General features: G+C 70.1%; 12 protein-coding genes. 2 read left to right on the top strand and 10 right to left on the bottom strand.

Annotation, left to right across the window (positions count from 1 at the left end):
• Positions 1-132: 132 nt before the first annotated feature.
• The 3 genes from ACGFJ2_RS57835 to ACGFJ2_RS57825 all read right to left on the bottom strand — a co-directional run bounded on the left by ACGFJ2_RS57835 (position 133) and on the right by ACGFJ2_RS57825 (position 2,860).
• The gene (locus ACGFJ2_RS57835) at positions 133-555 is read right to left on the bottom strand and encodes a hypothetical protein (protein WP_393483744.1); all 423 of its coding nucleotides are present in this window, start codon (positions 553-555) and stop codon (positions 133-135) included.
• Between the two features lie 80 nt (positions 556-635).
• Positions 636-2,264: a CocE/NonD family hydrolase gene (locus tag ACGFJ2_RS57830; protein ID WP_393483741.1), complete on the bottom strand. Its 1,629-nt coding sequence runs from the start codon at positions 2,262-2,264 to the stop codon at positions 636-638.
• Positions 2,261-2,860, bottom strand: coding sequence for a TetR/AcrR family transcriptional regulator (locus ACGFJ2_RS57825; RefSeq protein ID WP_393483738.1), 600 nt, complete (start codon positions 2,858-2,860; stop codon positions 2,261-2,263). The genes ACGFJ2_RS57830 and ACGFJ2_RS57825 overlap by 4 nt, the downstream gene beginning before the upstream one ends.
• A 69-nt stretch (positions 2,861-2,929) precedes the next feature.
• On the opposite strand from ACGFJ2_RS57825, the gene ACGFJ2_RS57820 reads away from it, so the two are divergent.
• Entirely contained in the window at positions 2,930-4,459 is a 1,530-nt protein-coding gene (locus ACGFJ2_RS57820; protein WP_393483735.1) for a carboxylesterase/lipase family protein, read from the top strand.
• A 19-nt stretch (positions 4,460-4,478) separates the two neighbouring features.
• On the opposite strand, the gene ACGFJ2_RS57815 is transcribed toward ACGFJ2_RS57820, so the two are convergent.
• Entirely contained in the window at positions 4,479-5,150 is a 672-nt protein-coding gene (locus tag ACGFJ2_RS57815) for a TetR/AcrR family transcriptional regulator (protein ID WP_357956689.1), read from the bottom strand.
• 63 nt (positions 5,151-5,213) lie between these two features.
• Between ACGFJ2_RS57815 and ACGFJ2_RS57810 the strand changes: the two genes are divergently transcribed.
• Positions 5,214-6,188, top strand: a complete 975-nt coding sequence (locus ACGFJ2_RS57810) for an LLM class flavin-dependent oxidoreductase (RefSeq protein WP_393483731.1) — start codon at positions 5,214-5,216, stop codon at positions 6,186-6,188.
• 39 nt (positions 6,189-6,227) lie between these two features.
• Here the strand turns inward: ACGFJ2_RS57810 and ACGFJ2_RS57805 are convergent, their stop codons facing one another.
• From ACGFJ2_RS57805 to ACGFJ2_RS57780, 6 genes are read right to left on the bottom strand one after another with little or no spacing between them, the layout of a single operon-like run.
• Complete coding sequence (locus ACGFJ2_RS57805; RefSeq protein WP_393483728.1) at positions 6,228-6,872, bottom strand: alpha/beta fold hydrolase; 645 nt, start codon at positions 6,870-6,872, stop codon at positions 6,228-6,230.
• Between the two features lie 7 nt (positions 6,873-6,879).
• Positions 6,880-7,290 carry a hypothetical protein gene (locus ACGFJ2_RS57800; RefSeq protein ID WP_393483725.1) on the bottom strand — a complete coding sequence of 137 codons (411 nt, stop codon included), beginning with the start codon at positions 7,288-7,290 and terminating at the stop codon, positions 6,880-6,882.
• A 48-nt stretch (positions 7,291-7,338) separates the two neighbouring features.
• Complete coding sequence (locus ACGFJ2_RS57795) at positions 7,339-10,545, bottom strand: family 78 glycoside hydrolase catalytic domain (protein ID WP_393483722.1); 3,207 nt, start codon at positions 10,543-10,545, stop codon at positions 7,339-7,341.
• Positions 10,546-10,566: 21 nt separating this feature from the next.
• Positions 10,567-11,394: a carbohydrate ABC transporter permease gene (locus ACGFJ2_RS57790; protein WP_393483719.1), complete on the bottom strand. Its 828-nt coding sequence runs from the start codon at positions 11,392-11,394 to the stop codon at positions 10,567-10,569.
• Positions 11,391-12,053: a carbohydrate ABC transporter permease gene (locus ACGFJ2_RS57785; RefSeq protein WP_393483716.1), complete on the bottom strand. Its 663-nt coding sequence runs from the start codon at positions 12,051-12,053 to the stop codon at positions 11,391-11,393. The genes ACGFJ2_RS57790 and ACGFJ2_RS57785 overlap by 4 nt, the downstream gene beginning before the upstream one ends.
• Positions 12,050-13,318, bottom strand: a complete 1,269-nt coding sequence (locus ACGFJ2_RS57780; RefSeq protein WP_393483713.1) for an ABC transporter substrate-binding protein — start codon at positions 13,316-13,318, stop codon at positions 12,050-12,052. The genes ACGFJ2_RS57785 and ACGFJ2_RS57780 overlap by 4 nt, the downstream gene beginning before the upstream one ends.
• Positions 13,319-13,423: the final 105 nt, after the last annotated feature.

Here is a 13,423-nt window from a genome sequence, read left to right as displayed (position 1 = left end):
TCCGCCGCCCGGTTCGTGTCATTTTTTCCGGTGTTGGTTCTGGGGTGTGCCTTCTCGGCGTTTTCGTTGGTGTCTGTGGGGTGGGGGGGGCCCGCCCCCCCCCCCCACCTCCGTGAGGGTTCGTCGGGGAAGTCACATCTCTTCGCAGGGAAGGCCCCAGCTCTCATAGCCGCCGCCAGGCTTGTGGTACCAGAGTTCGGCGCAGATGTTGGTCCCTTGAGGCACCGGCCAGGTATAGGAGAATTCCCTGATGGCGCTGTTGTAGGTGTAGGTGGGGTAGTTGATGTCGCGGCCGCCGCCCCAGACATGGATGTGGTAGGTGCCCAGGGGGCTGCAACGGCCCCCCAGGTGCCTGAGCAGGATGGCGTTGTACGCGGCCCACAGCCCGAGGCAGACGCTGACCCCGGCCGGAGCGCGGGCCACGGCCGCCTGGGTGGCGCTGGTGCCGGCCGATGCGGGTGCGATGGTGGTCGCGAGAGATGTCGCGAGTACGGTCGCTGTCGCCAGGACGCGGGCCGTGGACCGTGTCTTCCGGGATTTGCCTGCTGTCTGCATCGAATCTCCCCGTGAGTTCGACAGAGCGGATTGCAGTCAGCCTCACAACGCGCGGTTGCCGTCACCAGGGCTTGCGCCGGTCATTTCCCGGACTTCTCCGACGTGGTCCGGCGGATGGGGAGGAGCACCGCCGACGGGTGCCGCGGGTCGTGGAAGACCTGCTGGTCGGCGGCGCGGAGGGTGGTGGCGGTGGCGCGGGGTTCGCCGGTGCCGGGGTTGCGGTTGTAGCGGGGGAAGGCGCCGCTGGAGATCTGGACGCGGATGCGGTGCCCGCGCTTGAAGCGGTACGCGGTCGGCCACATCCGCACTTCTGCCGTGCGGGTCTCGTCGGCGCCGGTGAGACTGCGCAGGCCGTCGCAGACGTTCGTTGAGCGGCCGTCGGCGTCGACGTCGCACAGCCGGACGAAGACGTCGGCGAAGGGGAGGCTGGAGCGGAAGAAGATCTCGGCGCTGACGTCGCCGATGACCTCGGCGTCGTCGTCCAGCGCGGCAGTGGTGTAGGTGAGGACGTCGGGGCGGGCCTCGAGGGCGGTGTTGTCGACGCGGCCGGCCTTCTCGCCGAAGGCCATGCGGACGCCGCCGACGGCGGGGGTGGGGTCGGCCGGGTCGTAGCGGTAGCCGTCAGGGGAGGAGTCGGCGGGTGGCTCGGTGCCGAGGGCGCCGTCCGGCTGAAGGTGGAAGCGCTGGGGCTCGTACCCCGGCGGCGGCCAGGACGGGAAGTCGCGCCACTTGTCCTCGCCCATGACGAACAGGCGTACCGGGGCGCGTTCGGCCGGCTGCTCGCCCCTGGCCAGGGCCAGGCCGAAGTCGAGGGCCTCGGCGGTGTAGGTGTGGCCCACGCCCATGGAGATATGGGCCCAGGGGCCGACGGTGAGACGAGCGTTCCGCAGAGCGCGGTAGTCGCGGAGTTGGCCGGGCAGGAAGATGTCGTACCAGCCGCCGACCGTACTCACCGGCACGGTGATGTCCGCGACCCGGTGGCGGTGGTCGAGGCCCCGCCAGAATGGCGCGTCGGCGTCGTGGACGAGGATGTTCTGGATGTAGTCGTAGTGGCGGCCGAGCACGGCGGTGTCGGCCTGGTTCAAGGGGAGCGTGCGCAGGGCGCGCTGGACCTTCTTGCCGCCCAGCAGCTGGCGCAGCATGCCGAACCTGCGTTCCTGGCCGGCCACCTGTACGCCCCAGACGAACGGGGTCTCCAGGGAGAAGGCGTCCCCGTGCAGGAAGTCCAGGGTGAGGGCCGATTCGGAGACTCCCGGGATCATGGCCTTGACCTGGGGCGGCGCGGCGTCGGCGACCGCCCACTGGGTGAAGCCGCTGTAACTGGCACCGACCAGGATCATCGACTCGCCGAACCAAGGCTGCTCGATCACCCAGTCCAAGGTGTCGAGGCCGTCCTCGCGCTCACAGCGCAGCGGGTCGAAGGGGCCGTCGGAGCCGAAGGTGCCACGGGTGCTCTGGATGAGGACCTGGAAGCCGCGTTCGGCCAGCGGCCGGACCATCGGCGCCGCGGTCGGACCGGATCTGCCGTAGGGGACGCGGATGAGCGCGGTCGGCAGGCCGTCGCCGCCGGTCGCCGGGGTCCAGCGGTCGGCCAGCAGGACGGCTCCGTCGCGCATCGGGACACGCAGGTCGCGCTCGACGGTCAGATCCCTGGTGAGGGGCGGGGGCAGACGCAGCATGCGCTGGACGAGGTGGCTGTTCAGGTTCATCGGGGGCGGCCTCCGGCGGAAGGGGTGAGGTCAGGGAGGCCGCGGGCGCACGCCGTCGAGAGGCGTAGCAGGCGGTCCGTGAGTTCTTCGGGGTCGAGGGGGTCGTCGGCGTCGACCACCCAGTCGTTGACGATCGCGCCGGTGCCGTCGGTGATCATCGTCGCCAGGTCCCGGGCCGTGTCGTCGTCGAGGTCGCCGAGCACCTCCCGCAGGCCCGTCGTGGTGATGAGCGAACCGAACAGCCTGTTCAGGGCCCTGGTCATGGGAAAGGCGCAGGATCCGGTGAGCATCGCGCGGTAGAAGGGCCGGTGCCGGGCGAAGTGCCGGGCCATCGCGAGCACGCGTGTGCGACGTGGCGCGCTGTCGTCGCCCACCTCCGGAATGAGCTCCCGCTCGACCAGGTCGGCCGCGGCCGCCACGAGGAGCGCGTCACGGTCGCCGAACTGCAGATAGACCAGTTGCCGGCTGACGTTCGCGGCATCGGAGAGATCCCCGACGGGAAGGGCCGTGGTGCCGCGCTCGGACACCAGGCGTACCGCGGCGGCCATCAGCGCGGCGCGAGAGCGGAGCACCCGGCGGTCTTGTCTGACTTGCACGCCGCCAACCCTAGACATGTGTTAGAAAATAGACAACTGTTAAATCAGCCGTTTTAAGGGAGCCCAGCGATGTCCGTAGTCGAGCCCGAGGTTCGCACCGCCGCCGGAGTCGTGCGCGGCCGTACCGAGGACGGCCTGGCCGTCTTCCGCGGCATTCCGTACGCCGAACCCCCGATCGGCGCGGCCCGCTTCCAGGCGCCGCGACCCGCACGCCGCTGGGACGGAGTACGAGAGACGGACGAGTTCGGCCCGCCAGTCCCGCAGGACACGGACATGGGTGGCCGTGGCGGCGGGGACTTCTTCACCTTCAAGGGCCCGGGTGACGACTGGCTGACGGTCAACGTCTGGACGCCCGCCCCGGACCCGGCCGCCCGCCGCCCGGTGATGGTGTGGATCCACGGTGGCGCCTACAAGCTCGGCTTCTCCGGCAGCCCCGGCTACGACGCCCGGCACATCGTCCGCGACGGCGACGTGGTGTTCGTGTCGCTGAACTACCGCCTGGGCATCGAAGGCTTCGCCGGCATCGAGGGCGCGCCCGCCAACCGGGGCCTGCTCGACCAGGTGGCCGCCCTGGAGTGGGTGCGGGACAACATCACGGCCTTCGGGGGCGACCCCGGTCAGGTGACCATCCTCGGTGACTCGGCCGGCGCCGGGTCCATCGCCTCGCTGATGGTCATGCCGAGCGCGGCGGGCCTGTTCCGGCGGGCTGTCGGGCAGAGCCTGCCGGGCACGTTCCTGTCCGGCGCACTGGCCCGGGACGTCGGGGCGGCCATCGCCGCCGAGGCCGGCCTGCGTCCGACCGTCGAAGAGCTGTCCGGCGTGGATCCGCGGGAACTCCCGGCGGTCGGCCAGGCGCTGACGGCCAAGATGCGGCAGTACGAGGACCGCTGGGGCTCCTTCGCGCACACCCTGTCCCTCTACTCTCCCGTCGTGGACGGCGAGGTGCTGCCGGTCACGCCCTGGGAGGGATTGGCCCGCGGCGCGGGACGAGACGTGAAGCTGATCATCGGCCACAACCGCGACGAGTGGCGGACCTTCCTGCTCCTCGGCAACCTGTTCGGTAAGGTCACCGAGGAGTTGGCGGCGCAGACGTTGCGGCGCTACGGACCGGGCGAGGACGGCGAACGTGCCTACCGCGCGGCGTTCCCGGACGCGTCGGCCGAGGACCTGTTCGAGCTCGTGCAGAGCGACTGGCTGTTCCGCATGCCGACACTGCACCTGGCCGAGGCCCAGGTCGTCGGGGGCGGGCAGGCGTACCTGTACGACCTGACCTGGCAGTCCCCGGGCACGGGCGGACTGCTGCGGGCCTGCCATGGCCTGGACGGCCCGCTGCTGTTCGGCACCTATGACGCCCACCTCGGCCCGGTGGCCATCGGCCCGGAGCACACCGCCGAGGCCCGCGCGCTGACGACGCGCATCCGCACCGCCTGGACGGCCTTCGCCGCCACGGGCGACCCGGGCTGGCCCGCGTACGACCCCCGGCAGCGCCTGACCCAGGTCTTCGACACGACATCGTCCGTCACCGCCTACCCCGAGGAGACCTCGCGCCGCCTGTGGCAGGACCACACCTTCGAGCCGCTACCCCTGCTGACCGCCTGAGGCCCAAAAGGGCAAGCGGTCACAAGGCGGTGAGACCCGCCAGCATGAGCGTCACCCCGCGCTCGAAGCGCTCGTCGTTGGTGCGGGCGGTCAGGTCGTCGGCCGCCGTGACGAGGCTGGGGAACTCGTCGGCCGGTAGTGCTTTGAGGGTGGCGTTCATGCGAGCCAGCACCTCGCCGGGGTCGGCCCCCTCGGCCTCGGCGGAGTTCATCGGGCTCAGCTCCTGTAGGACGAAGCCGGTCACGTAGCTGTTGAGCAGGAAGGCCACTTGAGCGGCCGCACGTGTGTCCAGCCCGGCCGACAGCAGTGCCGACAGCATCGCCTCCAGGCTGCGCAGCGTGTTGCGGCCGAGAACCCAGCGCCCGGCCAGGATCCGGGCGGCGTCGCGGTGGTCGAGCAGCAGCCTGCGGTATTCGGCCAACGCGCCGAGCAGTCGTTCCCGCCAGGGCAGCGCGGGGTCGGGCCAGCGCGCCTCGCTCAGCAGGTCGTCGGCGACCAGGTCGAGCAGCGCCTCCTTGCTGGTGACGTGCCAGTAGAGCGAGGAGACGTCCACGCCCAGCCGGGCCGCCAGGCGACGCATGCTCAGCCGGTCCACACCTTCCTCGCGTACGAGCTCGCGGGCGGCGGCGACCAGCGCCGCGACGGTCAGATGCGGGCCTGCGGCCGGCCTGCCACGCCGAGGTTTCGCCACACCCTCTCCTTCCGCTTGCTACGATCCTAGCCAAAACCAACACTGTTGGATTACGGAGGGATCATGTTCGACACCCGGTTCGGCCTGCTCATCCCGCAGCGAGGCGCCCTGTTCGGCCTCGGCGGCATCCGCGAACTCCTGGAGCTGGGAGTGACCGCTGAACAGAGCGGCATCCTCAGCTCGGTCTGGGTGGGCGACAGCCTGACCGCCCAGCCGCGCCCCGACGCGCTGTCTCTCCTCGGCGCCCTGAGCGCGATGACCGAGCGGGTCCGGCTCGGCACGTCCTGCATGGCGAGCTTCCCGCTGCGCGACCCCGCCGTCACCGCCTACCAATGGGCCACCCTCGACCACCTCTCCGGCGGCCGGATGATCCTGGGCGCCTGCACGGGGCTCGTCGGCGACGGGGTGAGCGCGAGGGAGGGCGCGCACTTCGGCGTGCCCGATCGAGAACGCGCACCTCGCCTGGAAGAGAACATCGCGCTCTGCCGCGAGCTGTGGAGCGGCGAGCCCATCGACTTCGACGGGCGATTCCGCGGCTACAAGGACCTTCTCATCGCCCCCACCCCGCTGCAGGACCCCTGTCCCATCCTCATCGCGGCCAACCCGTGGGATCCGCGCTTCGCCGAGCGCGCCTTACGGCGGGTGGCGACGCTCGCGGACGGCTGGATGACGGCCGGCAGCTGGCCCGGCCTGTTCGAAGGACTGTGGTCCCGGCTGCGGGAGGAGTTGACCGCCGCCGGCCGCGACCCCGCGACCTTCCCCGTCGTGGCCATGCACAACGTCAACATCGGCGACGACCGGGCCGAATGCCTGGCCGAGACGAGCCGGTTCATCGCCGCCCACGAGGACGAGGACGAGGTCGCCGCGCCGATGATCGAGTCCTGGACCGCCGCGGGCCCGCCGGCGCGATGCGCCGCCGACCTGCGCGCCCTGCTCGACAAAGGCGCCACCCACCTCATCCTCCGCCTCACCTCCTGGGACCAGCGAGGCCAGCTCCGCCGCCTGACAGAGGAGGTACTGCCCACCGTCATGAGCTGATAGAGCCCACGACGGACCGGGGCACCTGGCTCGTCAGGATCAGCCGGAGACGGGCGCGGCGTGCCCGATGATCTCGCGCGCGATCGTCGCGGGCACGGCGGCCGTCGCCATGTGCGCGACGTCGTCGAGGATCAGCAGGCGTGCCCCCGGTATGCGGGCCACATAGAGCTCTTGGCTGGCGGGAGGGGTGGCGACGTCGGCCGAGCCGCCGATGACCAGGGTCGGCGCGGTCACGTCGGCGAGGTCGTCGCGTACGTCCGCCGCCGCGAGCATCTCGCACGCGCGCGCGTACTGTTCGGCGTCGTTGGCGAGGAGCATGGCGCCGTAGCGCCGGACGACGTCCGGGTTCTGGGACGCGAACTCCGGGGTGAACCAGCGCTTGACGACGGTGTCGCGGATCACGGCGAGCCCGGCGCCGCGTACGGTCGCCGCGCGTTCGATCCAGGAGCCGCGCGGGAGCACCGGCGCGGAGCAGATGATCGTCAAGCTGCGTACCCGGCCGGGGTGCCGGGCGGCCGCCTGTGCGGCGACCACCCCGCCGAGGGAGACGCCGGCCAGGTGCGCCTGGTCGAGCCCGAGCCCGTCGAGCACGTGAACGAGATCATCGACGAGGTCGTCCAGCCGGAAGGGCCCGTCGGCGGCGTCCCCGGCCGATTCCCGGCCGGTGCGGGGTTCGAGACGCACGCCGCGCTCAGCCAACGCGGATCGCCTCGACGGCGCCCACCTCGACGTCGATCACGAGCGCGTCCGCCTCGGTGCCGACCTCGCACGAAGACCCGGACAGCGACGTGACCACGGGCCGATCCCCGGCCACCCGATGGGGGATGCGCAGGCGGCCGCGGATCGGTACAGGATCGATGAGCCGCTCCGGCCGACCGCCCGAATGGTTGATGAGATGGATGACGAGGGCGTCGCCGGACCGCCCGACCACGATTTCGACGCTGGTCGCGAACTCGGCGGACAAGATCCGCGCGTCGCCGATCCGGTCGGCCACGGTGCCGGCGATGAAGTCCGCGACGCTGCTCAGCCCGCTGACGCGCTGGGTGGTGCCGGCGGTCCACGGCAGTACGGTGACGCGACCGCGACCTCGGGGCACGCTCACCCGGAGCGGGTAGGGCGTGCTGGGTCGACTAGCTACCGCCTCAAGGGATCAGCCAGCCGTTGCCGCTACGAAGGTGAACGAACCGGACGAGACGTTGTACAAGGCGTACTGACCCTCCATCCGCAGGAACGTGGCCCGAGGTGGGCTGACGACGGAACGCGCGTTCTTGGCCGGCACCCAGACCTCGGCGGTGGTGTTCGCCGGGACGTCGGCCGTCAGCTTGAACCATCGCTCGCCTCGGGTCCAGGCGGAGCGGGCGATGCCCTGCGGTGTCTCGTAGCTGCCGTTGACCGAGGTGAGGTCGCCGACCGGCTTGGGCTGGATGACCAGGCGCCGGTAGGCGATGGAGCCGCCGGCCTCGCGGATGCCGGCCAGGCCGGTGTGGAACCACTCCTCGATCTGCGCGAGGATCATGTGGTTCTTCGAGGCCCCGCGATTCCAGTTCTCGCCGATCGTCGTCATGCCGCCCGGGTTGGCGGTGGTGGGCTGCATGAAGAAGCCGTAGCTGGGCTGGTCGTCGCCCTGCAACAGCTCCCACAGGACGTCGTCGCGGCCGCCGCCGGCCAGCGCGCGGACAGTAGGGGCCATGCCGATGGTGCCGCCGCTGAAGTGCGGGCCGTCCCCGTTGGGGTGGAAGGCGCGTACGAGCTCGACCAGCGCGTCGAGGACCGCCGGGCGTTCACCGTCGGGGACGAGCCCGGCGTCGAGGGCGAGCGCCTGTGCCGTCTGGGTGGCGCCGGTGGCCCCGGCGTCGCCCGCGCTGGTGTAGCGGCGTAGCTCGTGGCTGTAAAAGTGGGCGTTGAAGGCGTTCTTGATGTCACCGGCGAGCGTCTGGTAGCGGGCGGCGTCGTCGGTGTGACCCGTCAGCCCGGCCATCGTGGCCAGTTTCGTGATCATGACGTAGTAGCCCCAGGTGCCGGTGATCCGGCCCGAGGTCTGGTCGGCCGCGACCCAGTCGGCGAGGGCGGCGTCGACGATGTGCGCGTCCTCGCCCGTTCCCGCCTTCTCGCGCTGGATGTAGCCGGCGAAGGCCACCATCCGGTCGTAGTAACGGGCCATCGTCGAGGTGTCGCCGTACAGCTCGTACAGCAGCGCCGGGACCAGGATGATGGCGTCGCCCCAGTTGATCTCGTCGCCGAAACGTCCGCTGTAGCCCCAGTCGTAGACCGGCGTCTTCAACGCCACGTTGCCGCGCATCGGGGTGTCGGCGATCGACTGTCCCTCGACGAGGTGCCGGATCGTGGTCCGCAGGTAGGCGGCGAGCTGGTAGTTGCGATGGATGGCGCCCATCGGCATCGTGTAGTCGGCCGGGTAGGACAGCTTCTCGCGTCCGGGACAGTCGGTGAACACCGACATCATGTTGGAGGCGAAGGAGTATCTGGCCATCCGGTGAACGCGGTTGACGCGCGCGCTGGAGGTGGTGACCTCACCCGCCATCGGCGTGGCGGCCTGCAGGCGGATGCCCTTGACCAGGTCCTTGGCCGGGGTGTAGCCCTCCGGCAGGCCGGTGACCTGGATCCATTGCATGCCGAAGTAGTTGAAGTCGGGGTGCCAGGTCTCCCCGCCACGGAGTCCGGCCGTGGTGTAGGTGTTGAACAGGTCGCGGCCCCGCGAGCCGCCTCCGCCCATGATCGAGGACTGGTCGACGGTTCCGTCAGGGGCGAGCGACTCGGCGGGGGACATCCGGATGGTGACTCCGCCGGGCACGGTGCCCTTGAGGTTCAGCTGCGGCCAGCCGGTGATGTTCTGGCCGAGGTCGAACACCCAGGTGCCCGGGGCCGGGTTCGTCATCGAGACCGGCGTGAACGTCTCGACCGCCTTGACCGGCTCCGCCGCGCGGGCGACGAGCTGGGTGGCGAGGTTCGGGGGCGGCGCGATCCCCGCTTTCACCCACGAGGTGGCCGAACCGTCGCGGCGCTTGGCGGTGGCCGACAGGTCCGAGCCCGGCAGGTCCCAGCCGACCTGCTCGCGCCGCGCGTCATAGTCCGAACCGGAATACCAGGCGTCGGTGACGAGGGCGCCGAGTGCGGTGCGCCAGCCGCGGTCGGAGACGATGACGTCCGTGGACCCGTCGCGGTAGGCGATCTCCAGCCGCGCGATCATGCGTGGGGTGACGGCGGCGCCGGCGCTCGCGTCGCCGGCGGCGATGTTGTTGCCCGAGCCGGTCACCGTCGCACCGGAGGCGTGCGCCTTGGACAGCCCTGGCGTGAAGGTGATCCCCGTCCCGTCGGCGCCGGCCGAACCGATCGCGGTGATCGTACGGGATTCGAGGTTGTCGCCGCCGTCGCCGGTGTCGATGTTGATGGTGCCGCCGACGTGGTAGTTGGCGACGTCGGTCAGTTTCACCGTCGTAGCGCCGGCCCCGGCGTCGGCGGCCAGAGCGCCGGCGCCTTTCAGCTGGCTCTGCCACCACGAGTACGGGGCCGTGCGGCCGACGGCCGCATTGGTGACACTGCGCCGCACATAGGCGGGGCCGTTGCCGAGCCGGACGCCGAGGGTGTTGGCTGCGGCACGCAGGTGATCGGTGATGTCATAGGCGCGGTACTCGCTGGAGAGCTGGTAGTTCGCGTACCCGGGGGCGAGCACCTCGTCGCTGAGCCGGTGACCGTTCAAGGTCGGCAGCTGCAGGCCCACGCCGGACAGGTAAAGACGGGCGCCGGCCACCTGCTTCCCGCGGTCGACGCCGAACTGGCGGGCGAAGATCGGCATGGGCTGGGTTTCCGTCCGGCCTGGGTACTCGATCCAGAGCGCCGCGCCCCAGTCGCTCTGCCGCAGCAGGCCCATCTCCCAGGAGGAGGGCTTGCTCCAGTCCGACGGCTTCTTGTCGGCGTCCCAGACGCGGACGCGCCAGACGACCCGCTGCCGCGAACCCAACGGCCGGCCGGCGTAGCGGACGCCGGTCTGGACAGCGGAGTTCACCTTGCCCGAGTCCCAGATCAGCCGGCCATGCTGGAGGTTCGCGTCGCTGGTCGCGGCCTGGATCTGGTAGCCGGTCTGCGCGTCACCCGGACACGCGGCTCGTGCGGGCGGCCGGTAGCAGGGGTGCGTGGCGGCCTGCCGGGTCTCCTTCATCCGCCACCCCACCGACGGGGCGGGGTCGTCGAGGCCGAGAGGCTGGTCGTATCTGCCGTCCACATTCAGGTCGACCACCTGGACGAGAGGTGCTGCGCTCGCCGGAGTTCCCAGAGGCGGCGAGAGCGCGAGGGCGAATCCCAGGCTCGCGAGCGTACGTATCCGGCGACGTAATCGGGACACAGGTCACTCCCTTCATCTTGGTCATCCCTTGATGGCGCCGGCGGTCATCCCAGCGACGATCTTGCGATTGAAGAAGACGAACAGCAGCAGCGGCGGGATCGTGATCAGGACGATGTCCATGAACAGCAGGTTCCACTGGGTGTTGTACTGGCTCTGGAAGTTGTAGAGGGTGACCTGCACGGTGGCGTTGTCGTCGCCGGGCAGGAAGTACAGCGGGTTGACGAAGTCGTTGAAGATGGCCACCGAACTGGTGAGGATCACGGTGATGGTGACCGGCCGCAGCAGCGGGAAGATCACGCGGAAGAACAGCGCGGTCCCGGTGCAGCCGTCGATCATGGCGGCCTCGTCCAGCTCGCGCGGGATGGCCGCGATGAACGCGCGAAACAGCAGCACCGCGTACGACAGCCCGAACGCCACCTCGACCAGGATCAGCCCCGGCATGGTCTTGAACAGGCCGAACGCCTGCAGCAGCCAGATCGTCGGCACGATCGCGGGCGGGATGATCAGCCCGGACAGCACCAGGAAGTTGGCCAGCGAGCCGACCTTCCCGGGTCGCCGTTGCAGCACGAAGGCGGCCATGGCGGCGAAGACCACGATCAGCGCGACCGACACCACGGTGAGGATCGTGCTGTTGATGTAGGCGCGCAGCAGCACGTAGTCGCGGGCCTCGATCACTTCGGTGAAGTTCTCCACCAGCCGCCAGTTGGCCGGCCAGGCGAAGTCCAGGTCCAGCGCCTGCGTGGGGTCCTTGACGGCGGTCAGCAGCATGAGGGCGAACGGGACGAGGAAGAACACGGTGGCCAGCACCAGCGCGGTCGCCTCGGCGCCGAACCTTCTCAGCGCCCTCATACGGCGACCTGCCTTTTGCCCAGGAACCAGGTGAGCGGGACGATGATGGCGGAGACGACCAGGAACAGCAGCACGTTGCCGGCCGTGGCCAGGCCCACGCCCTTCCACACGTCGACCAGGGCCACCGACAGCAGCGCGGTGGTGGCGTCGCCGAGCCAGTCGCCGCCGTCGATCCCGGCCGGGGCCAGGACCCGGTTGACCAGGCCGGTGTCGGGCTTGAGCAGCACGCTGAAGGTGATGCCGACCCCGACCGTGGAGACCAGGACGGGGAAGAACACCACCGAGCGCAGGAAGCCGCGCAGCCGCAGCTTCGAGGTGAGCAGCACGCCCAGCAGCAGCCCGAGCACGACCTTCAGGCCGCTGGTCACGACGGCGTAGAAGATCGTGTTCTGGAAGCCGATGCGCAGGTTCTGCTCGGCCAGGAAGTCACGGAAGTTCTGCAGGCCGACGAAGGTGCTGTCGAACAGCGTCCAGCGGGTCAGCGCGAAATAGCAGGCCATCACCGTCGGCACGCCGAAGATCACCAGGTAGACGACGGTGGCCGGCAGGTACAGCGCGTACGGATAGGCCGCGTGCTTCCTGCGGCGGTCGGCTCGGGCGGGCCGGCCCTCGGGGGCAGGGCCGGGCCCCGAGCGGGGCCCGGCCTGCTGCTTGGTCACCACCCTTGCAGCCCCAACTGTTTGGCCTGCTTCTCCACGTCCTTGTCGTACTGGGCGGCGCCCTCGGCCGGAGCCGTCAGACCGGAACCGACCGCGACGGTGATCTGCTCCAGGGACGGGCCCTTGATCGGCGAGACGAACTCCAGCGCGGGCGAGGTGGCGCCCTTGTCGATGTAGGCCTGCACGTCCTTGGCCGCCTGGATCGCGTTGTCGGGCAGCTTGGCGCCCTTCACCCGGTACGGCCCCGTCGGTTGCACGGCCTTGGTGACCGCGTCCGCGCCGGCGGGCGAGGCGACGAAGGCGAGGAACTTCTTGGCCGCGTCCAGTTTCTTGGTGGTCTTGGGGATGTAGATGGCGGGCGGCTCCCAGATGGTGGCGCCGTTCTTGGCCGCGTCCGTGCCCGGAATGCCGAAGAAGCCGACGTCGGTGGCGGCCTGCGGGCTGGTCTTCAGCACCGGAGGCAGGATCGCGGTGAGCATCGGATAGTGCGCGCCCTTGCCGTCGGCCAGCAGCTTCAGCCCCTGGTCCAAGGTGGCCGAGCCGAAGCCCTTGTTCTGGTAGCCCTTGGCGTGCACGTCGGCCAGGTGCTGGAAGCTCGCGAGCGCCGCCGGAGTGGAGGCGAACTTGGCCTTGCCCGCGGTGTAGTCGGGGGCGAAGCTCGGCATCGAGGCCTGGACGTTGTAGAAGTCGCCCAGCACGAACAGCTGCGAGGTCCAGGAGTCCTTGAAGGTGGAGATCACCGGTGTGATCCCGGCCGCCTGGATCTTGTCGTTGTTGGCCATGAACTCGGCCCAGGTCTTCGGCACCTGGAGGCCGAGCTTTTCGTAGACCTTGCGGTTGTACAGGATGCCGCCGCCGGAGGCCGCGCTGGCCGGCACGCCGTACGCGTGGTCGCCCTGGGTCACCACCGGCAGGTAGTCGGGCTGGACGTTGGCCAGCACCGGGTCGCCGGTGAGGTCGACCAGCGTCTGGGCCGGGTTGAGCGCCTGGAGCAGAGACCCGGAGTTGTACCAGAACACGTCCGTCATCTCGCCGGTCGAGAGCCGGGTTTTGACGATGTTGTCGCCCTCGCTGCCTCCGGGCTGCGTCTCGATGTCGATTTTGATCTTGGGGTTGGCCTGCATGAAGGCGTTGGCGAGTGCCTTGGTCGTGTCCACGGTCGACTGGTCGCTACCCGTCATGAACGACAGCGTGACCGTGCCGTCGGCGGCCTGCTCGGAGCCCGAGCCGCATGAGGTCAGGGCCGCCATCGCGAGAACGGCCATCGCCGCTCCCAGGTGAGAGGTCTTCACAACGCCCCTCCGGGTTGGTTGAAACGTTTTAACAGCCCCCGATGCGAGTTAACGTAGGCGTTACCTGGGACAGCGTCA

The organism is Nonomuraea sp. NPDC049028, from assembly GCF_043197735.1.
Classification (GTDB): domain Bacteria; phylum Actinomycetota; class Actinomycetes; order Streptosporangiales; family Streptosporangiaceae; genus Nonomuraea.
Note: the sequence above shows the minus strand (reverse complement) of the source record. Positions and strands in the feature narration are given on the sequence as shown.

What these genes read in the sequence shown, in the direction of transcription:
- ACGFJ2_RS57780 (WP_393483713.1), bottom strand. Translation starts at nt 13,318, where the DNA reads ATGGCCGTTCTCGCGATGGCGGCCCTGACCTCATGCGGCTCGGGCTCC.
- ACGFJ2_RS57835 (WP_393483744.1), bottom strand. Translation starts at nt 555, where the DNA reads ATGCAGACAGCAGGCAAATCCCGGAAGACACGGTCCACGGCCCGCGTC.
- ACGFJ2_RS57830 (WP_393483741.1), bottom strand. Translation starts at nt 2,264, where the DNA reads ATGAACCTGAACAGCCACCTCGTCCAGCGCATGCTGCGTCTGCCCCCG.
- ACGFJ2_RS57790 (WP_393483719.1), bottom strand. Translation starts at nt 11,394, where the DNA reads ATGAGGGCGCTGAGAAGGTTCGGCGCCGAGGCGACCGCGCTGGTGCTG.
- ACGFJ2_RS57820 (WP_393483735.1), top strand. Translation starts at nt 2,930, where the DNA reads ATGTCCGTAGTCGAGCCCGAGGTTCGCACCGCCGCCGGAGTCGTGCGC.
- ACGFJ2_RS57810 (WP_393483731.1), top strand. Translation starts at nt 5,214, where the DNA reads ATGTTCGACACCCGGTTCGGCCTGCTCATCCCGCAGCGAGGCGCCCTG.